Origin of the sequence: Pedobacter planticolens (assembly GCF_014172375.1) — a bacterium.
Classification (GTDB): Bacteria; Bacteroidota; Bacteroidia; order Sphingobacteriales; family Sphingobacteriaceae; genus Pedobacter; species Pedobacter planticolens.
In genome coordinates this window covers 1,821,611-1,841,604 of sequence record NZ_WNXD01000002.1, presented here as the reverse complement: position 1 = coordinate 1,841,604, position 19,994 = coordinate 1,821,611, and the positions used below count along the sequence as shown (strand labels likewise).

Annotated in this window: 19 protein-coding genes; 16 read left to right on the top strand and 3 right to left on the bottom strand. The window is 34.2% G+C overall.

Going from position 1 to position 19,994, the window contains the following annotated elements:
- Positions 1 to 4 precede the first annotated feature (4 nt).
- Both GM921_RS16995 and GM921_RS16990 read left to right on the top strand, forming a co-directional pair.
- Positions 5 to 1,954, top strand: coding sequence for an amino acid permease (locus tag GM921_RS16995; protein ID WP_182923815.1), 1,950 nt, complete (start codon positions 5 to 7; stop codon positions 1,952 to 1,954).
- Between the two features lie 250 nt (positions 1,955 to 2,204).
- Positions 2,205 to 3,248 carry an acyltransferase gene (locus GM921_RS16990; RefSeq protein ID WP_182923814.1) on the top strand — a complete coding sequence of 348 codons (1,044 nt, stop codon included), beginning with the start codon at positions 2,205 to 2,207 and terminating at the stop codon, positions 3,246 to 3,248.
- Between the two features lie 202 nt (positions 3,249 to 3,450).
- Here the strand turns inward: GM921_RS16990 and GM921_RS16985 are convergent, their stop codons facing one another.
- The gene (locus tag GM921_RS16985) at positions 3,451 to 5,412 is read right to left on the bottom strand and encodes a KUP/HAK/KT family potassium transporter (RefSeq protein ID WP_182923813.1); all 1,962 of its coding nucleotides are present in this window, start codon (positions 5,410 to 5,412) and stop codon (positions 3,451 to 3,453) included.
- A 248-nt stretch (positions 5,413 to 5,660) separates the two neighbouring features.
- Here GM921_RS16985 and GM921_RS16980 point away from each other — a divergent pair, with 248 nt between their 5' ends.
- The 12 genes from GM921_RS16980 (at position 5,661) to GM921_RS16925 (ending at position 16,373) form a co-directional block, all read left to right on the top strand.
- On the top strand, positions 5,661 to 6,116 hold the full coding sequence (locus GM921_RS16980) for a T9SS type A sorting domain-containing protein (RefSeq protein WP_182923812.1): 456 nt from the start codon (positions 5,661 to 5,663) through the stop codon (positions 6,114 to 6,116).
- 30 nt (positions 6,117 to 6,146) lie between these two features.
- The gene (locus GM921_RS16975) at positions 6,147 to 6,758 is read left to right on the top strand and encodes a fumarylacetoacetate hydrolase family protein (RefSeq protein WP_182923811.1); all 612 of its coding nucleotides are present in this window, start codon (positions 6,147 to 6,149) and stop codon (positions 6,756 to 6,758) included.
- A gap of 5 nt (positions 6,759 to 6,763) precedes the next feature.
- Complete coding sequence (locus tag GM921_RS16970; protein WP_182923810.1) at positions 6,764 to 8,509, top strand: M23 family metallopeptidase; 1,746 nt, start codon at positions 6,764 to 6,766, stop codon at positions 8,507 to 8,509.
- 11 nt (positions 8,510 to 8,520) lie between these two features.
- Positions 8,521 to 8,982: a thioredoxin-dependent thiol peroxidase gene (gene bcp, locus GM921_RS16965; RefSeq protein ID WP_182923809.1), complete on the top strand. Its 462-nt coding sequence runs from the start codon at positions 8,521 to 8,523 to the stop codon at positions 8,980 to 8,982.
- Positions 8,983 to 9,069: 87 nt separating this feature from the next.
- Entirely contained in the window at positions 9,070 to 9,915 is an 846-nt protein-coding gene (locus GM921_RS16960) for a transketolase (RefSeq protein ID WP_182923808.1), read from the top strand.
- Between the two features lie 86 nt (positions 9,916 to 10,001).
- Entirely contained in the window at positions 10,002 to 10,958 is a 957-nt protein-coding gene (locus tag GM921_RS16955; protein WP_182923807.1) for a transketolase family protein, read from the top strand.
- Between the two features lie 86 nt (positions 10,959 to 11,044).
- Entirely contained in the window at positions 11,045 to 11,596 is a 552-nt protein-coding gene (locus GM921_RS16950; RefSeq protein WP_182923806.1) for an RNA polymerase sigma factor, read from the top strand.
- Between the two features lie 41 nt (positions 11,597 to 11,637).
- Positions 11,638 to 12,264: a hypothetical protein gene (locus GM921_RS16945; RefSeq protein WP_182923805.1), complete on the top strand. Its 627-nt coding sequence runs from the start codon at positions 11,638 to 11,640 to the stop codon at positions 12,262 to 12,264.
- A 9-nt stretch (positions 12,265 to 12,273) separates the two neighbouring features.
- Positions 12,274 to 12,720 carry a hypothetical protein gene (locus GM921_RS16940; RefSeq protein ID WP_182923804.1) on the top strand — a complete coding sequence of 149 codons (447 nt, stop codon included), beginning with the start codon at positions 12,274 to 12,276 and terminating at the stop codon, positions 12,718 to 12,720.
- Between the two features lie 412 nt (positions 12,721 to 13,132).
- Complete coding sequence (locus tag GM921_RS16935) at positions 13,133 to 14,323, top strand: aspartate aminotransferase family protein (protein WP_182923803.1); 1,191 nt, start codon at positions 13,133 to 13,135, stop codon at positions 14,321 to 14,323.
- Between the two features lie 49 nt (positions 14,324 to 14,372).
- Entirely contained in the window at positions 14,373 to 15,050 is a 678-nt protein-coding gene (locus tag GM921_RS16930) for a response regulator transcription factor (protein ID WP_182923802.1), read from the top strand.
- Positions 15,051 to 15,053: 3 nt separating this feature from the next.
- Positions 15,054 to 16,373, top strand: coding sequence for a sensor histidine kinase (locus GM921_RS16925; protein ID WP_182923801.1), 1,320 nt, complete (start codon positions 15,054 to 15,056; stop codon positions 16,371 to 16,373).
- Between the two features lie 513 nt (positions 16,374 to 16,886).
- Here the strand turns inward: GM921_RS16925 and GM921_RS16920 are convergent.
- Positions 16,887 to 17,804: a DUF58 domain-containing protein gene (locus GM921_RS16920; RefSeq protein WP_182923800.1), complete on the bottom strand. Its 918-nt coding sequence runs from the start codon at positions 17,802 to 17,804 to the stop codon at positions 16,887 to 16,889.
- 493 nt (positions 17,805 to 18,297) lie between these two features.
- On the opposite strand from GM921_RS16920, the gene GM921_RS16915 reads away from it, so the two are divergent.
- The gene (locus GM921_RS16915) at positions 18,298 to 19,029 is read left to right on the top strand and encodes a hypothetical protein (RefSeq protein WP_182923799.1); all 732 of its coding nucleotides are present in this window, start codon (positions 18,298 to 18,300) and stop codon (positions 19,027 to 19,029) included.
- A gap of 37 nt (positions 19,030 to 19,066) precedes the next feature.
- Here the strand turns inward: GM921_RS16915 and GM921_RS16910 are convergent, their stop codons facing one another.
- Positions 19,067 to 19,339, bottom strand: a complete 273-nt coding sequence (locus tag GM921_RS16910; protein WP_182923798.1) for a hypothetical protein — start codon at positions 19,337 to 19,339, stop codon at positions 19,067 to 19,069.
- 67 nt (positions 19,340 to 19,406) lie between these two features.
- Between GM921_RS16910 and GM921_RS16905 the strand changes: the two genes are divergently transcribed.
- Complete coding sequence (locus GM921_RS16905; protein WP_202985672.1) at positions 19,407 to 19,880, top strand: VOC family protein; 474 nt, start codon at positions 19,407 to 19,409, stop codon at positions 19,878 to 19,880.
- The last annotated feature ends 114 nt before the right edge of the window (positions 19,881 to 19,994 follow it).

Genomic DNA, 19,994 nt, shown 5'->3' with positions numbered 1-19,994 from the left:
AAATATGTTCGACAAACTATTTAGAAAGAAATCCATTAGCAAAATTTTAGAAGATGCTGCAAAAGGATATGGAGACCACGGAGATTCATTACATAAAACCTTAGGAGTAAGAGATTTAACAGCATTTGGTATTGCTGCCATTATTGGTGCTGGTATTTTTAGTACCATAGGTAAAGCAAGTGCAGATGGCGGTCCGGCAGTTATTTTCTTATTTATTTTTACTGCAGTAGCCTGTAGTTTTGCCGCTTTTGCCTATGCAGAATTTGCCTCAATGGTTCCAGTTTCTGGTAGTGCGTACACGTATTCTTATGTAGCTTTTGGCGAGTTAGTGGCGTGGATTATTGGTTGGTCGTTAATTATGGAATATGCCATTGGTAATATCACAGTAGCTATTTCATGGTCCGATTACTTTACAGGATTACTCTCCTCCATCCGAATACCGGCATTAGGTATAGACGGTATAAATATCCCCGATTGGGCTACAATGGACTATTTAACCGCTTTTAATGGCCATAAACATGCTGACGCCTTATTAAATGCGGGTAAAAGCATGGCTAATTTAGATGATGCAACTCGTATTGCAAATCATGCTTGGACTTCCGCTCCTAAAATTGGAAACTTCCACCTAGTGGCAGATTTACCAGCATTAGGCATTATCATCTTTATTACGTGGTTAGTTTATCGCGGAATGAAAGAATCTAGAAATGCTAGTAATGCGATGGTAGTGGTAAAATTGGCCGTTATTTTATTGGTTTTAGCAGTCGGTGTTTTTTATATTGATACTAAAAATTGGAATCCTTTTGCACCAAACGGAGTTTCAGGTGTACTAAAAGGAGTTTCGGCTGTGTTTTTTGCTTACATAGGTTTCGATGCGATTTCTACTACTGCCGAAGAATGTAAAAATCCACAGCGAGATTTACCCAGAGGGATGATGTGGGCAATTATTATCTGTACGGTTTTATATGTTGCCATTGCTTTGGTATTAACGGGCATTGTAAAATCGGATACGTTGGCCGTAGGTGATCCATTGGCATTCGTGTTTGATGCTATCGACCTCAAATTAATGAGCGGTATTATTGCGGTGAGCGCAGTATTTGCCATGGCGAGTGTGTTATTGGTTTTTCAAATGGGTCAGCCACGTATTTGGATGAGCATGAGCCGCGATGGTTTATTACCTAAAAAATTCTCTAAAATACATCCAAAGTATAAAACTCCATCTTTTGCAACTATCGTGGTAGGTTTTGTAGTAGCGGTTCCATCGTTATTTATGAATTTAACTATCGTAACAGATTTATGCTCTATCGGTACTTTATTCGCCTTCGTATTGGTTTGCGCTGGTGTATTGGTGTTACAAAATAGACCAGGTGTACAAAGAGGGAAGTTCAAAATACCTTACGCAAATTCAAAATTCATTATTCCTGTTGCATTTATTGTAGTACTAGCAGTAGCATTCACAAAATATAAAGAAGAAACAACTGATTTTATCATTAACAAAACAAAAGTAAATAGCGCTGTTCCGTTTATCACTTCGTTATCTGCTCCAGAATTAGAAACTGTTAAAAAGGAAATCAGTGCAAGCCCTGTGGTATTACAAGGAAAACAGATTGATGCTGAGGCTTATTTAAATAGCCTAACACCTGCGCAGTACGATGAATTCATGACCAAATCAACCATCTCATTCGATAAGAAATACGAAAGTGGCTGGGGCTTATTTAAGCACAAAATTCCAATGTGGATTTTCTTAGTTATCTGTTTAGTCATTACGTATTATTGCGTTACTAAAAACTTATCATTAATACCTGTATTGGGCTTATTGAGCTGCTTATACATGATGTGTGAGCTAGGTATTTCTAATTGGATAGGTTTTGGAATTTGGTTGGTAGTTGGTTTGGTGGTTTACTTCGCCTATGGTTTTCACAATAGTAAATTAGGGCAGCAACAGGCTGAAGGATAGTTTAATTTCGGTCGCTGAGACCTAACCAATAGGTTTAAAATTATTATGCCACAGATGCGCAGACTGTCATCCTGAGCGTAGTCGAAGGAAATCTGCGCATCTGTGGCTTTTATTATATTAGTTAATAGAGATTCTTCGCTTCGCTCTGAATGACAAAGCTTAATTTTGATCGATTAGATGCCGACAGATAGGCCTAAGAACTATGTATCTATGTGGTTTAATCTTCAAATAAGTATCTTTGCTGGCAAGAATGAGCGACTTTAAAGTAAAAGATGACACTTCATGGCTAGACAATTTAAGAGTTATTGCCACAATAGGTGTAATATTCCTGCATGTCGCGGCCCCATTTCTATACAAATTCACTAAAATTTCTGGCTTTAATTGGTGGACTGCCAATGTTTATGATAGTTTGGTGAGATTTTGTGTTCCCGTATTTGTAATGATTACTGGAGCTTTATTACTGCCTAAAGATTACCAGTTAAATGATTATTTAAAGAAACGAGTAGCAAGAATAATCTTCCCATTTCTTTTTTGGATTGCAGTTTATTCCATTCATATTTTATTCATCCTTAAAAAAGGATTTGAATTACCAATTTTCAAAATGCTAACCATATCATCTAGTGCTTTTGGTTATAAAATAACCTACCATTTTTGGTATATCTACATGATTATTGGTATTTATTTATTCATTCCCATCATTTCAAAATGGATTAAAAATGCAAAAGAAAATGAGCTAGTTTATTTTCTTGTAATATGGCTGATAGCAGTACTAATCGCATTACCTATTTTTTCAAATTATATCCCCGATTTTAATTTAAAGTATTTCGGAGGTTTTATTGGTTACATCGTTTTAGGCTATTATTTATCAGTGAGAAATTTCGAAAATGTAAAACATATCAAAACCATTTCTCTTCTCATTTTTGCATCCGGTGTCTTATTAACCATATTTGGCACCTATTTTCTATCAACATACAATGGTCATTTTAGAATAGATCTATATACCTATTTTTCGCCAAATGTAATACTTGCAGCTGTAGGTTTGTTTCTATTTATTAAGCATACAAATAGTACAAATTCGACATTAAAAGCAATTAGAAAATTTCTTAATAAGCATAGCTTCGGCATCTATTTTATCCATATGCTAGTGCTTTACTACTTAAATAAATATGGTTTAAATGGTGCTGTTTTTGGCCCAGTATTCGGCATTCCGATTACCACTATAGCTTGCCTTGCTATTTCTAGTCTACTTATTTTTCTTTTAAAGAAACTGGGATTAGAAAAAGTGGTTGGTTAGCTTTAAATTATTAAGCCACAGATACGCAGATTTCCTTCGACTACGCTCAGGATGACAATCTGCATATCTGCGGCTTTCTTTATAAAGATTAATAGAGATTCTTCGCTGCGCTCTGAATGACAAGTGCGCTCTGAATGACAAGATTTTCGCCTACCTAAAGACTTAATTTTCTTAATTCCTTAATGTTAAAAACCGTGTTAACCTAAACAGCCAATCTATTCAATTCTATATCATCAGGTGTAACAAAAATTAACGGAACGGTTTCAACATCTACATAACTTGAATCTAAACCAAAACCACTCACTTCTGATAAACTAAAGTGCTTTAAAAGAAAGTAATAATCCATTATTGAACGTTCATAGAAACTTAATTTTGCAAATTTAGAAAGTTGTTTTTCTAATAGTACGAAACGAAAATCTCCAGCTATTTTATGTTTATTTAAAGACGAATATTGACTTGTAATATCTACTTCCCCATTTTTCACCAATTCTTCAACTACTTTACGATATAAAAGATTTACTCTTTGCTCTACCCTAAAACCTAACTTAAAATCTATACGTATCAATTTACCAGGAATTAAAAATTCTACCTTGTAATCTCTCGTATAGGGCTCGTCTACTACATCAACGTGTACCAACCAATACACATCGGCACGTTTAGGTTCCTTTTGTATAATCGAATATATAATTTTCGATTCGATCTCTGTTTTAAAGTTAGCACTGGTTAAATACACCAATTGCGATGAATATTTAGGCACAGAAATATCATCACTTAACTCGCTAATAATTTGAAAATAGTCTTCAATCTCTACATATTTAACAAACCGATTTTTAATTTTTCTGGCCACATACCAACTCCACATTACTGTAAATAAGCAGGAACCGATTAATACAGTTAACCAACCGCCTTCCATAAATTTATGAAGATTACTTACTAAAAAGGTGCCTTCAATAATCACATAAACCGTAATAAATATGGCGATAATGTATTTGGGAAACCGCTTGATTTTTAAATAATAACTTACCAAAATAGTAGTCATTAACATTGCAATAGTAATAGATAAACCATAGGCTGCATCCATCTTTTCTGATTTTTCCCAAAACCATACAATACTGCAACATCCAATCCATAACATCAAATTGATAGATGGCACATATAATTGCCCCTTTGAAGTAGTTGGATAAACGATACGGATTTTTGGCCAAAGGTTAAGTCTAACTGCCTCGGCAATTAAGGTAAACGAACCGCTAATTAATGCCTGACTAGCAATAACCGCCGCCATAGTAGCCAAAATAACCATTGCAATTTGATACTGCTCAGGTACAATTTGAAAAAACGGGTTCATTTTTGCGCCAGGAATATAATTATTTGCGTTTTGCAATATCCATACACCTTGTCCCAAATAATTAAGAATTAGGGTAAGTTTAACAAAAATCCAACTAATTCTAATGTTATTTCGACCGCAATGTCCCAAATCAGAATATAAAGCCTCGGCCCCAGTAGTACATAGAAAAACACCACCAAGTATAATAAACGCAATATTATTGTTAATTAATAGATGAATAGCATAATAAGGATTTAAGGCTTTCAGAATACTGAAGTCTTTAATGATAAATGAAATACCAACAATACCCAAAACTGCAAACCACACAAACATTACGGGACCAAAAAGCTTACCCACTAGGTTAGTGCCAAACTGTTGGATGATAAAAAGGATACTCAAAATGGCAATTACTACATATACCACCGGAATATGGGAAAACTTATTCGTTAATCCCTCAATAGCAGATGTTACAGTAATACTTGGGGTAATAATACCATCGGCCAATAACGCACAACCACCAACAATGGCAGGAATAACTAGCCATTTAGCCTTTTTACGCACCAGCGAGAAAAGTGAAAATATACCACCTTCACCCTTATTATCGGCTCTTAGCGTAATAATTACATACTTAATAGTAGTTTGTAAGGTTAAAGTCCAAATGATACAAGAAAGTACTCCTAATACAATATCTGCTGTAACTAGTTGCTTATCTCCTAAAATTGTCTTGAATATTGCATTTAAGGTATACAAAGGCGATGTACCAATATCTCCAAAAACAATCCCTAAACTGATTAGAACCCCACCGGCTGTGAGCGCATTAACGTTTTTATGATTTGACACTGCTATAAAATTTGACTGCAAAATTACTTAAATAAATAATATTAAAGTCATTAATATTTACATCATCACATGAAGCCGAAATAAGTAAAATTCAACCAAAAACAACTGTTGTTAAATAGTGTTAAATATTGTTTTAATACGCAAAATGTTTGATTTCTTTGCTTTATTATTTATATTTTTGCCAAGAGTAAAGGATGATTTCAAAGCCAAAAATAACGTTCTCATGGAGTTTACTATGCACAATTTGCATGGTGGTTTTGATGGGTTCTTCTGTTTTTGCGCAAAAAATTGACACTTCTAAAATCTCTATTAAACCTAAGGCAAAAGTAGTTAGTCGAGTTCCTCAAATAAAAGCAAACATCCAGCCTTACAAACCTAATACAATAGGCTACAACTCATCTAGCACTACATTATCTAGCCCTACGCTTACAAAACGCGGGAAAGTTTTAACGGTTTTAAAAGTTTATCCTAATCCTGTAAACGAGCAAATTAATATCAGCCTACGCCTAGATAGAGAAACCACACTTTCTATAAAAATAACAGATTTATTGAGTAATGATGTGGTTACCTTAGCCAACGAACGTACGCCAGCTGGTGAGCAAACCAAAACCTATACTATTCCAAATAAATTAAATCCTGGTATTTATTTTTTAAGGATATTGGCAAACGGCGAATCGATTGTAAAGAAGATTTCTGTATTATAAATTCCCCCATTTCTTTTCTATTTTTGCTATATGAAGATAATTGCAATTGGTCGCAACTATGCTGCGCATGCTAAAGAATTGAACAATGCTGTTCCAACAAAACCTATTATATTTTTAAAACCAGATACCGCTGTTTTAAAAGACAATAAACCTTTTTACATTCCCGATTTCTCATCAGATATTCATTACGAACTAGAAGTAGTTTTAAAAATTTGTAAAGAAGGAAAGCATATTTCCGAAAAATTCGCATCCAATTATTATGATGAAGTTGGACTAGGTATAGATTTTACAGCTAGAGATATTCAAAGCGAACATAAAGCAAAAGGTTTACCTTGGGAACTGGCTAAATCTTTCGATAATTCTGCTGCGATAAGCAATTTCTTACCAAAAGCAGAGTTTTCGGACATGTATCAATTGCAATTTGAATTGCAAATAAATAAAGAAACTCGTCAAAATGGGCATACTTCCAACCTCCTATTTTCGTTTGAAGAAATAATAGCTTTTGTTTCTCAATATATCACCTTAAAAAAAGGCGATTTAATTTTTACTGGTACGCCAGAAGGTGTTGGCCAAGTAAAGCAAGGTGATCAATTAGAAGCCTGGTTAGAAGGCAAACAATTGCTCAATTTCAACATAAAATAATCAACATGTATCGACCGAAAAACTATTCATATACATTAAAATACTCATCTTTATTTTTTTTACTCTTTTTAGCCATCAAGGCGGATGCCCAACAAATTTTTAGCAATACTATTTATCCGCTTACAGATTTTAGACAGCCTTTAGATATTGCGCCACCAGCATTGGCAGGTTCTTTTGGCGAGTTAAGAGCAAATCACTTTCACTCTGGAACTGATTTTAGAACAAATCAAAGAATTGGTTATCCGGTTTACGCAACTGCGGATGGCTATATTTCACGTTTACGTGTACAAAATAGTGGATTTGGATTGGCTTTATATATTAATCATCCTAATGGTTTCACTTCTGTTTATGGGCATTTATCTCGGTTTAGCCCTAAAATTGCACAACAAGTAAAAAGTATCCAATACAAAAATAAATCCTACGAAATAGACGAGTTTCCTAATGCCGATTTAATTCCTGTGCGCAAGGGAGAAGTGATTGCTTATTCGGGCAATACTGGAAGTTCTGGTGGTCCGCATTTACATTTTGAGTTGAGAGATACTAAAACCGAATTAACCATAAATCCTCAATTATTGGGCATTGAAATTCCTGATAATATTCCGCCAGTTATTTATTCGATGTATGTTTATCGCCTAAATAGCAAACCTTTTAATGAATTTACGCCTAAACAATACTTTCAAGTTGTTGGTGCTAACGGAAAATACAACTTAAATAAGGTAAAAACTATTAATTTAAGTGGGGAAGTTGGTTTTGGTATCATAACTACTGATAAACATAATGGACTTTCGGGTACAAACGGCGTTTATTCTATAGAATTGGAAGTAGATGGAAAAACTATTTTTACATCAGCTTTAGAAAAATTTAGTTTTGAAAACAGCAAGGCCATCAATTCTCATATAGATTATCCTGCATTTATCACACTTAAACGTAGCATTCAAAAAAGTTTTGTAGATCCAGGCAATCCCTTGCAGATTTACAGCAATTTGGTTAATCGTGGTCGTATTACCTTTAATGATGATAAATTACACGAAGTAAACTACATCATTACCGATTCTAAAGGCAACAAAAGCACACTTTTATTTAATGTAAAAGCCGATGCAAAAGCAATCATCAATACGCCTACTCCGTCTGCTGGCATTCCGTTTAGTTATGCAAAAGTAAATGAATATAATAGCGATGACATCAAAGTAATTTTACCAAAGGGAACTTTATACAATGATCTTAATTTCACTTACAAAAAATTACCAAAGCCTCAGCATAATGCATTTTCGGCAATTCATCAAATTCAAAATAATTTAACGCCGTTACACATTGGTTTCGAACTTTGGATTAAAGCAGATAGCAGTTTAGCAAAATATCAAAACAAGGCGTTACTAGTAAATACCAATCGTTCATCGCAAGGTGGATATTTCGAAAACGGTTATGTGAAAGCAATGCCAAGAAATTTCGGCAGTTTTTTCATCGCTATTGATACAATTGCGCCAACTATAGTTCCTGTAAACATCGCCAATGGTAAAAATATGGCGGGGATAAGTAAAATGAGTTTTAGAATTAGCGATGGACTTTCTGGAATTAAGAGTTTTAATGGCTACATTGATGGCAAATGGATTTTAATGGAGTTTGATGCAAAAACAGCAAACTTATGGCATAATTTTGATGAGCGAACTTCAACAGGAAAACATACATTTGAGTTAATTGTTGTTGACATGAAAGAAAATGTTAAACGATATGCCATCGATTTTTATAGATAAATAAAATAATTATGAGCACACTTAAGGCAGGCGATAAAGCGCCAACATTCACTTCAAAAGATCAAAATGGAAATACTGTTTCTTTAGATCAGTTTAAAGGCAAAAAAGTGGTTTTATATTTTTATCCAAAGGATGATACCCCAGGTTGCACCACCGAAGCTTGCAATTTTCGCGACAATTACCAAGGTTTAAAAGCTAAAGGAATTGAAGTTTTGGGTGTAAGTATAGATGATGAAAAATCACATCAAAAATTCATTACTAAACATAGTTTACCCTTCACACTTTTGGCAGATACTGATAAAGCAATTGTAGAGGCCTACGGCGTTTGGGGCGAAAAAAACATGTATGGCAAAAAATATATGGGTACCATTCGCACTACTTTTATTATAGATGAAGAAGGAAAAATTGCTCATATTATTTCTAAAGTAGACACCAAAAGTCCAACAGCACAAGTTTTAGATTTACTTAAATAGAATTTTAGTATATAAACAGTTTATTTTCGCTTAAACCTTATTCATAAATACATTACCTTTGGAAGGTAACAACAACACTTTATTTTAATGAAACATACAATTAGTGAATTAGAAGACATTGCCTCACAAGTTAGAAGAGATTGTTTGAGAATGGTTCATGCCGTTCAATCGGGTCACCCTGGTGCATCTTTAGGTTGCGCAGATTTCTTTACGGCTTTATATTTTGAAGTATTAAACCACAATCCTAAGTTTTCAATGGCTGGAGTTGGGGAAGATTTATTTTTCCTTTCAAACGGGCATATTTCGCCGGTTTGGTATAGCGTTTTAGCAAGATCTGGTTACTTTAAAGTTAGTGAATTAGCTACTTTCAGAAAATTAGATTCAAGATTACAAGGTCACCCTACTACTCATGAAGGTTTGCCAGGAATTCGTATTGCATCTGGATCATTAGGACAAGGTTTATCTGTTGCTATTGGTGCTGCTTTAGGCAAAAAACTTGATGGCGATAAAGGATTAGTTTATACCTTAATGGGCGATGGCGAGTTGCAAGAAGGTCAAAATTGGGAAGCATTAATGTTTGCTCCTTTTCACAAGGTGGATAATTTAATTGCGAGTGTAGATTACAACGGGCAACAAATTGATGGTCCAACTGAAAAAGTACTTTCATTAGAAAATCTTCAAGCAAAATTTGAGGCTTTTGGTTGGCATGTAATTACTTCAGACGGTAATGATATGGATGGAATTGTAAAATCATTGCATTATGCAAAATCATTAACTGGAAAAGGGAAACCAATTTTAAACTTAATGAGCACTCAAATGGGTTATGGCGTTGATTTTATGGTTGGAACCCACAAATGGCATGGTTCAGCACCAAGTGATGCGCAATTAGAAGTAGCATTAGGTCAACTTAAAGAAACAGCTGGGGATTATTAAACTAGATTTGAGACATTAGATATTAGATTTGAGTTTTCCTCTCACAATCTCCTATCTCAAATCTCACTTCTCATATCTAAATTAGAATGAAAAAATATACATATACAGAAAAGAAAGATACACGTTCGGGTTTTGGAGCTGGATTACATGAAGCAGGTAAACGCAATGAAAATGTGGTGGCCCTTTGTGCTGATTTAGTTGGCTCTTTAAAAATGGATGCTTTCATTAAAGATTTTCCAGAAAGATTTGTGCAAGTTGGTATTGCAGAAGCAAACATGATGGGTATTGCTGCAGGTTTAACCATTAATGGAAAAATTCCTTTTACAGGTACTTTTGCTAACTTCTCTACTGGTCGTGTTTACGATCAAATTCGTCAATCAATAGCTTATTCAGGTAAAAATGTAAAAATTTGTGCATCACACGCAGGTTTAACATTAGGAGAAGACGGAGCAACTCACCAAATTTTAGAAGATATAGGTTTGATGAAAATGTTGCCAGGCATGGTGGTAATTAATCCTTGCGATTATAACCAAACAAAAGCAGCAACATTGGCTATTATGGATTATGAAGGACCAGTTTATTTACGTTTTGGTCGTCCGGTTATTCCTGTGTTTACACCAGAAGATCAAAAATTTGAAATTGGTAAAGCTTGGATGGTAAACGAAGGAAAAGATGTAACCATCGTAGCAACTGGCCACATGGTTTGGAGAGCAATTGAAGCTGGCGAAAAATTAGCAGAACTAGGAATTGATGCGGAGATTATAAATATCCATACGATTAAACCTTTAGATGATGAGGCAATACTTAAATCTGTTAAAAAAACAGGCTGTATTGTAACCTGCGAAGAGCACAATAAATTTGGCGGACTAGGTGAAAGCGTTGCTCGTTTGTTAACTACAGAATATTTGGCACCACAAGAATTTGTGGCAGTAAATGATAGCTTCGGCGAAAGCGCTACTCCAGATCAGTTAATGACTAAATACAAATTAGATCCATCTGATATTGTTGCTGCAGTTCAAAAAGTAATGAAAAGAAAAAAATAAATTTGAGACATTAGATATGAGATTTGAGGCATGGTGTCTATGTAAATCTCATATCTAAATTCTCACATCTCACATCTAAAAAATAAATGAAACAAGTTGAAGATGCTGAAATATTGCAAAAATTTAGTGTAGAAAAAACACGAAATGAAGCCTTCAACTTGCTTTTAACTAAATATCAACAAAAAATATATTGGCACATCCGTAGATTAGTTATTGATCACGATGATACGGATGATTTAGTGCAAGAAACCTTTGTTAAGGTTTGGAAAAATCTAGCCAATTTCAGAAGCGACTCGCAGCTTTACACTTGGATTTATAGAATTGCCACTAACGAATCCATCACATTCTTGAATAAGAAAAAACTGAAGAACAATATTTCATTAGATGATGTAAGTGGAGAATTGGCCGAAAGCCTTACCGCTTCGTCTTATTTTGATGGAGATAGAGCACAGCGAAAACTTCAAGAGGCGGTTTTAACCTTACCAGAAAAGCAACGAATTATTTTTAACATGAAGTACTTCGATGATATGAAATACGATGAAATTTCAGAGGTTTTAGGTACAAGCGTAGGTGCGTTAAAAGCCTCATTTCATATCGCAGTAAAAAAAATAGAAAGTATTTTACTAAATGAGGATTAAGTATTAAACCTTTTACATTAAAATCTATCAATAGTTACATAATGAATAAGAGAGACGAAAATATGGAATGGGAAATGGAAGCACCGCACTTAGCGAGCTTGCCAAGAACTACGCCATATTGTGTACCAGATAACTATTTCAACGATTTAACAACACGTATTAATCAGTCTGTTTTTGTAGATGGATTGATGCAAAAGGAAAATCAAGGTTTTACTATTCCTCAAAACTATTTTGAAGATTTAGGTACGCAAATAGAAAATCGTATTGCTTTAGATCAACTTAAAACTTTGGTTCAAAACGATGGATTTAAAACTCCAGCAAACTATTTTGATAAATTACAATCCGATATTTTAAGCAAAACTTCAGGCACAGTTCAAAAAACAAAAGTTGTTCGCCTGTGGCATACAGATTTTATGAAATATGCTTCTGCTGCTTGCTTTATTTTGCTAACTGCATCAGGTTTATACTTTAACCAGCAAAACACACTAAAAGAAACTCGTACTGCCGAATTAGCAAGCGAGCAAATGTTATATGATATTGACGAAAGTGTAATTATTGATCATATACAAGAAAGCCAAGCGGCTACCACAACTTCTGCCTCAGATACAGAAATGGAAAACTACATTTTAAATCATTTCTCATCAAGTGATTTATCGAATAACTTATAAAATTTAGAGATGAAAAACTTAATTATTGCACTATTTATTTTATTACCAGGTTTAGCTTTTGCACAAGGGCCAAGAATGGATGATGAAAAAATGGAAGCTTACAAAGTAACATGGCTAACTACAAAACTTGATCTTTCTGCAGATGAAGCCAAAACATTTTGGCCTATTTATAACGATTTTACTAGAGAACAAAACGCATTGCGAAAAGAACGTATGCAGAAAATGATAAGTTTTAGAAAAATTAAAGAGATTGATGATTTAACAGATGTTCAAATTCAAGCGCTAATTGTTAATGATTTTGACTTTAAACAAAGAGAACTTAACATAGAGAAGAAATACTACAATAAGTTTAAATCAAATTTGCCTATTAAAATTGTAGGGAAATTTTATAGAGCACAAGAGGCATTTAAAAAAGAATTACTTAACCGTTATAGAGGCGGTCAACCAAAACAATAATAATTAATTATTTTTTAGAAAATCCTGTATGTACAAACGTATGGGATTTTTTATTTTAACGTGAATTCGGATTGAGCATTTCGCTATTTTTAACTAACTCAAGCCTAAGCACTATCTCTTCGTAAACCGAAAATCGACCTTGTCCAGTGCGGAATGCACCAATTATCCTTAGCAGAAACTTTAATAGCGCTGGGCGCAGTCGTGGATTTCTTTGCATACTTTTTTCATCTACAGGAAAAAAGTTTGTCCGCGAAGCGACAGAATCATAAATATATCTCAGAAATCAATGCCTTTTAAACCGCAATCATTGTATTTGCTATTTAAAGACTATTATTTATCCCGAACTTATGTTATTTTACATTATTCTGCTCGGATAAAATAATTAAGATTTCAAAAAAGCTTAATTTGCACTATGCAAACACAACGTCAGTTATTTTTAAAACATAACGCTCAAACCTCTGAAACCCCACTTCTATTAGAGTTTGTAAAAGCAAAAGGCATTTACATGTATGATCAATCTGGTAAAAAATACATGGATTTAATTGCAGGCATTGGCGTTAGTAATGTTGGACATTGTCATCCCTCAGTTGTGGAAGCAGTAAAAAAACAAGCAGAAACATACATGCATTTAATGGTGTATGGCGAGTTTGTACAAAGCCCTCAAGTTGATTTTGCAAAAGCCTTAGCATCGGTTTTGCCAGAAAATTTAAATTGCACTTACTTTGTAAATTCTGGAGCAGAAGCCGTTGAAGGAGCAATGAAATTGGCGAAAAGATATACCAATCGTACCGAATTAATAGCCTGTAAAAATAGCTATCACGGCAGTACACAAGGTGCTTTGAGTTTAATGGGGAATGAAGAATTTAAGCAAGCTTATCGTCCGTTATTGCCAGATATTAAGTTTATAGAGTTTAATTATTTACCCGATTTAGAAAAAATAACCACTAAAACTGCCGCGATTTTTATAGAAACCATGCAGGGCGAAGCAGGCATTAGAATTCCAGATGCAAATTACATAAAAGCCTTACGAAAGAAATGTACAGCAACTGGAACACTTTTAGTTTTTGATGAAATTCAGTGTGGATTTGGTCGTACTGGAAAGATGTTTGGTTTTGAACATTTTGATATTGTTCCTGATGTTTTATTATTGGCAAAAGGCATTGGCGGGGGAATGCCCATCGGCGCCTTCATCTCTTCTTCACAAATAATGTCGGTATTTACAAATAATCCAATTTTAGGTCACATCACTACTTTTGGTGGGCATCCTGTTAGTTGTGCAGCCGGATTAGCCACCTTAGAAACCATACTAGCTGAAGATTTAATTACTGAAGTGGAACAAAAAGGAGAATTATTTAAATCACTGTTAAAACATCCTGCAATTGCAGAAATTAGAGGAAAAGGATTAATGTTAGCCGTTGAATTTGACAGTTACGAAACCAATAAAAAAATTATCGATGGCTGTATTGAAGATGGCATAATTACCGATTGGTTCTTACATTGCAGTAATTCCATGCGTATTGCTCCACCCCTAATTATCACCGAAGATGAAATTAGGGAAGCTTGCAACATCATATTAAAAAATGTAAATTCAGTTTGCAATTAACTATTTGCATAATCCTAATGAACAATTGAACTAATGAACCCTAAATTAAATGAACGTATTAATAGTTGAAGATGAAAAAGGCTTAGCACTAGAAATGGATGAATTTTTAAGTAGAGAAGGATATATTGTTGAGCATGCTTGGAAAAAATCATCTGCCGAAGAAAAGATTTTCGTTAATAATTACGATTTCATTCTCCTAGATTTAGGTTTGCCAGATGGCGATGGATTTGAAGTACTTAAACAGTTAAAAAATCTAAAAGATCGCGATGATGCTGTAATTATCTTAACAGCTCGAAGTGCGGTTGATGACCGAATTAAAGGTTTAGATAGCGGAGCGGATGATTATTTAGCAAAACCTTTTTCATTAAATGAATTATTGGCTAGGATGCATGCCATTATTCGTCGCAAACATAAATTAGAGAAAAACGAAGTTAAAATACACGATTTCGTATTAGATATTCAAAACCATACTGTTTCATTTCAAGACGAAAGAGTTCCTTTAACAAAAAAAGAATATGAGATTTTTAATTATCTAGTTTTGAATAAAAATAGAGTAGTTTCTAGAATGAGTTTAACAGAACACGTTTGGGGAGATATTTTAGAAGTAAACTCTGATTCTAACTTTGTAGATGTGCATGTAAAAAATCTTCGCAAAAAACTAACACAATGCACCAAAACCGATTGGTTTGAAACCGTTCGTAGCATTGGTTATCGAATTAACTATTAACCAATGAACCTCCAGGCAAAATTTGCTTTATACAATGCCATCACTAAAATAGCCATCATTTTAGTGTTGGGAGCTATCATTTTGCTTTCCTTAGAAACCATTTCATCGCATCATTTAGATGGTCGATTAACTAAAAAAAGATTAACAGTAATTGAAAACTTAAGTGATAATGAAATAGACAGTTTATTAAGCAATCAACATTCATTTACAGATTACAATATTTTAAAAGATGAATTTATCGTCTTAAATGCAATTCCAAATGTGGGTAAAATTGATACGAGTATTACTTTTACAACCGAGCGAAGGGAAATTGAGGGCGATATAGAAATTTACCGAATCCTTAACGATCAATTCGAGTACAATAACAAACGGTATAAATTGGAGTTAGGCGAAACCATGACAGCTATGGAATCTGTAAAAACCACCATTCGCTTTTACATGTTAATCGTACTAATTGGCTCTTTATTAGTTACGCTCATTACAGATTACGCTTTTACCAATCTTATTTTAAAACCATTTTACAAAATAATCGATCAAAAGCTAAACAAAGTAAACGACCCCACTTCGTATAATTACGAAAACATTCCTACTAATACTACAGATTTTAAGATATTAGACAATAGTATTAATTCGCTCATGCGAAAAATTGCAAATTTATTTTTGTTAGAAAAACAGTTTATTGCCAATGTTTCTCACGAATTACTTACCCCTATTTCTATTTTAAGTGGTCGTTTAGAAAACATTTTGACTGCCGAAAACCTACCTATCGAACACGAAAACAAAATTTTAGCCTCCTTAAAAACCTTAAATCGCTTAAAAGTAATTATCAATAGTTTGTTATTAATTTCTAAAGTAGAAAACGAACAATACATTAAAAAAGATCAAGTTTCAATCCAACAAGAGTTAATAGATATTTACGAAGATTTAGAAGATCGCATTACCGATAAAGAAATCGTATATAAAAACGCAGTTAAAGAGCATTTTACCTTCACAGGAAATAAAGCGTTAATTCATACTTTATTAATTAACATTATTAACAATGCCACAAAATATAATGTAAATAACGGTTCAATCACTATACACGATGAACTAACGCTCACAAAATATATTCTAACTATTAAAGACAGCGGAATAGGGATGGAAAAAGAGAGCGTAGCCAATGCTTTTAATAGATTTGAACGCGAAAATAGCGATAATGAAGAAGGATTTGGATTAGGCTTGGCAATTGTAAATAGCATTGCAAAATTTCACCAATTAAACATCTTTATTCAGTCCGAAAAAGACAAAGGAACCACCGTTACCATAGAATTCCCAATTAGTTAATCTCTAACTTAAAACGCTCGTCATGCTCAGCTCGACTGGGCATCGTAATGCGATGGGTTTCCTAACCCTAATTAACACCTTCGTCATTGCGAGTCTCCAATTTTTCATCGGGACGAAGCAATCTTTCATGCAAAAAAAGACTGCTCCTACCTCCCAATAACAAAACAAAAATAAATGTCTTTTATTAATTGAACTCACGCCACAAACTTCATAAAATCTTCATAATTGAACGGCATCTTTGAGTAACAAAACATCAGAAGCGATTTCCGTTTTGTTATCTAATAAAACTCATCAATAGTTTTTTAGTTTTCCGGTTACCCTTATCTGAACCTTCCTGTATTGAAAAATATAGGAAGGTTTTTTTGTCTTTTGCATCCGTCATTGCGATACCGATTTTCCATCGGGAGAAGCAATCTTTCCAGCTAGATAGATTGTCATTTTAATTATCCTTCGACAAGCTCAGGATGACAAGTGAACCATTGAAACAGTGAACAAATGAACAAATGAACCACCCTACCCCATTTTCTGCCGCTTAATCAAATACCCTTGCAATACCTGATTAAACCCCGCATTAATATCAGCATCAATCATATCAATTTTATATTGCGCACATTTTAAAGCCAACTCTTTACGATAATTACTCATTTGTTCTATATAAGCAGCTGCAACTTTAGAAGTATGCGCTTTTAAAGTTGCACCAGTTTCCATATCAATAAACTGATGCGGTCTATTAGCAAAATCGAAATCCACTTCCTTATTTTTATCCGTAACATTAAAAATAACAACCTCATGCTTATTAAATTTCAAGTGTTGCAAAGAAGAAAACAAAGCCGAAATTTTATCTTCATCATGCACCGTATGCAGCATATCGCTAAACACAATTACCAACGAACGTTTATGAATTAACTCGGCTATTTGATGCAATGCCAAAGCCAAATTAGTCTGCACATTCATTTTTGGCGCTTGCAAAACCTGCTCCAATTGCGAATACAAATACTTTTGATGCGTGCCAGTCGATTTAGCCTGCGTATTTAAACTCAATTGATCCGTAAATAAACTCAACCCAAAAGCATCACGCTGTTTCTTCAATAAATAAATTAATGCTGCCGTACTTTGCACTGAAAAAGTCAATTTATTGTACTCCTTATCCGGAAAATACATAGACGAAGAAGTATCAATCACAAACTGACAACGCAAATTCGTTTCTTCCTCATAACGCTTACTAAACAGCTTATCCGTCTTCGCAAACAACTTCCAATCTATGTTTTTTACGCTATCTCCCGTATTATACAACCGATGTTCAGCAAACTCAACCGAAAACCCATGGAAAGGACTTTTATGCAAACCCGTAATAAACCCCTCAACCACTTGTCGGGCCAAAAGTTCCAAATTGCCCAAACTTCCCTCGTTCTGATAATTGATTTGCTGCATTACGTAAAACTAATAAATTATTGCGTTTAGTCCATACCATTTTACTACCCACCCCGTCATTCGCGTAAAACACGAAGCGTAAAGCAAAAACTAGCTAATTAATCTTTCTACAGCATTAAAAGCTATTTTAATCCCCATCCTTTTAGCTTAAAAAGTTAGTTGAAAATCACTTCCTGTACTCATCGGTTAGTTCAGCCCCGCTTTCCGTTACAATCTTTTTTGCATTTGTCATGCTGAGCTTGTCGAAGCACTGCAACAAAAAAGTATTTCCACTACAATCGGGTTTAATTAACAAAGCTAGTAGCTTTTGGGATTGTGCAGCTCCTGTAAACCTTCATAATTATTCGCTCAAAACCTAAGTACTTGTTATAAGTAAAAATTTAATAATCGGATATTAAACGGTTATATTCGTTTATAAATGCTTAAAAATAAACTTCGTAAACAAGAAGACCGAACAAAAATTCTTCTTTAAAAACGAGAAACAAGCAATAAAATGAACAACACTACAGCGCTTAACAAATTGACTGACATTTGGAACAAATACAACCAAGTAAGATTAGCTGGTGACAAAAAAACTGCCAATAAACTTTTAGCAGACTACATTGGCTTATTAAAACAGGAAGACCAAAAGGATATCAAAATATTCGTTGACAACATCTGCAGTTTGACTTTGGATACTGACGACAAAATAATTTCCAATAACGGAACAGAAGTATCAGAAAAAGATACAAGAATTCAACATCCACTTTTTAAAGAAATTATTCTACCAATACTCAAAGACCAATATAAAAAAGACAGTGCAAAACATATCAAATGGATTGGACAACTGGAGCAATTTTTCTATTCTGACTATACCACAACTATTACCTTTTTAAGAGAACTAAATATTACCGAATATTTTGAAGCAAGATATTTTTTCGAAAAATCTTTTGCCATTAACAATAGTCAAAATACACTTACACTACTGTTAAATAGAATGGCTAAGACCATCAATTTTTACACACACGAAGTTCCAATGGGTGTTCTTGTTAACCCAGACGTTTTAGCCGAAGAATTGATAATCTTTCGACAATACTGGCAACAATCAAACACAAAGAATATCTGGGAAGCTACTTTAACTGAATGGGAATTAATTTCAAAGCATTGGACATTGTATGTTGCAACCAAAAACAAATATGACAGCTTTGAAACTTATTTAAACACAAGTGGAATTCAACTTAACTGAAATACCTTCACTTGCTAGTGCAAGCTTTTAGCCCGTACTAATAAGCACTTGCCGTTTGTTGGCATCCCCACCAATAGGTTTCTTCATCCAGCAAGTAGAAAGCTAGCACCACCAGAAAGAAACCTAGCAAACGCAAGAAGAAACCTAACATGCGCAAGTAGAAACCTAGCAAACGCAAGCAAGAACCTAGCAAACGCAAGTAGAAACCCAGTAAGCGCAAATAGAAACCTAGCAAACACAAGCAAGAACCTAGCACCCGCCAAGAGAAACCTACCACCCGCCAGTAGAAACCTAACCTTGCTTTCCTCAACAAACACCTCCACCAGCTAAAATTTTACTAAATTTATCATGTCAGTCAGACATATATGCTATAACCAATGAAAAAAGCAATCTTTATAACTCTACTAACTGCTACAGCATTTTGCTCTGGCTTCGCATTTAAAACCATACTATCACAAAATAAAAATACAAAAATGAAAAAAGTAACAGGTATTGGCGGCATTTTTTTCAAATGCAAGGATCCAAAAGCAATGACAGAATGGTATCAAAAACATTTAGGTTTAAATACAAATCCTTACGGCGCAACTTTCGAGTGGTTTGAAGGTGCAGACAGCACAAAGAAAGCTCAAACTCAATGGACTCCATTTGCTGAAAAGACAAAATACTTTGAACCATCAACCAGAGAATTTATGATTAATTACAGAGTTGAAAACTTAGAAGCACTTGTTGAAGAACTAAAAAAAGAAGGCGTAACCTTAGTAGATACCATCGAAACTTACGATTACGGTAAATTTGTACACATACTAGATGCCGAAGGAAACAAAGTTGAATTATGGGAACCTAAGAATTAAATGACTAACAGCATATGCTAAAAAACCTATCAAAGCTCTTGATAGTTTTTTTTTGTTAAGCACTCGCCAAAGTTTTATAAACCTGATATGTTAGTAAAGCGTTTAGCTCCATCG

Coding starts and splice junctions, on each gene's coding strand:
- GM921_RS16960 (WP_182923808.1), top strand. CDS start 9,070: ATGAAACATACAATTAGTGAATTAGAAGACATTGCCTCACAAGTTAGA.
- GM921_RS16990 (WP_182923814.1), top strand. CDS start 2,205: ATGAGCGACTTTAAAGTAAAAGATGACACTTCATGGCTAGACAATTTA.
- GM921_RS16935 (WP_182923803.1), top strand. CDS start 13,133: ATGCAAACACAACGTCAGTTATTTTTAAAACATAACGCTCAAACCTCT.
- GM921_RS16950 (WP_182923806.1), top strand. CDS start 11,045: ATGAAACAAGTTGAAGATGCTGAAATATTGCAAAAATTTAGTGTAGAA.
- GM921_RS16920 (WP_182923800.1), bottom strand. CDS start 17,804: ATGCAGCAAATCAATTATCAGAACGAGGGAAGTTTGGGCAATTTGGAA.
- GM921_RS16955 (WP_182923807.1), top strand. CDS start 10,002: ATGAAAAAATATACATATACAGAAAAGAAAGATACACGTTCGGGTTTT.
- GM921_RS16995 (WP_182923815.1), top strand. CDS start 5: ATGTTCGACAAACTATTTAGAAAGAAATCCATTAGCAAAATTTTAGAA.
- GM921_RS16925 (WP_182923801.1), top strand. CDS start 15,054: ATGAACCTCCAGGCAAAATTTGCTTTATACAATGCCATCACTAAAATA.
- GM921_RS16930 (WP_182923802.1), top strand. CDS start 14,373: ATGAACGTATTAATAGTTGAAGATGAAAAAGGCTTAGCACTAGAAATG.
- bcp (WP_182923809.1), top strand. CDS start 8,521: ATGAGCACACTTAAGGCAGGCGATAAAGCGCCAACATTCACTTCAAAA.
- GM921_RS16980 (WP_182923812.1), top strand. CDS start 5,661: ATGGTGGTTTTGATGGGTTCTTCTGTTTTTGCGCAAAAAATTGACACT.
- GM921_RS16970 (WP_182923810.1), top strand. CDS start 6,764: ATGTATCGACCGAAAAACTATTCATATACATTAAAATACTCATCTTTA.
- GM921_RS16905 (WP_202985672.1), top strand. CDS start 19,407: ATGAAAAAAGCAATCTTTATAACTCTACTAACTGCTACAGCATTTTGC.
- GM921_RS16940 (WP_182923804.1), top strand. CDS start 12,274: ATGAAAAACTTAATTATTGCACTATTTATTTTATTACCAGGTTTAGCT.
- GM921_RS16975 (WP_182923811.1), top strand. CDS start 6,147: ATGAAGATAATTGCAATTGGTCGCAACTATGCTGCGCATGCTAAAGAA.
- GM921_RS16945 (WP_182923805.1), top strand. CDS start 11,638: ATGAATAAGAGAGACGAAAATATGGAATGGGAAATGGAAGCACCGCAC.
- GM921_RS16915 (WP_182923799.1), top strand. CDS start 18,298: ATGAACAACACTACAGCGCTTAACAAATTGACTGACATTTGGAACAAA.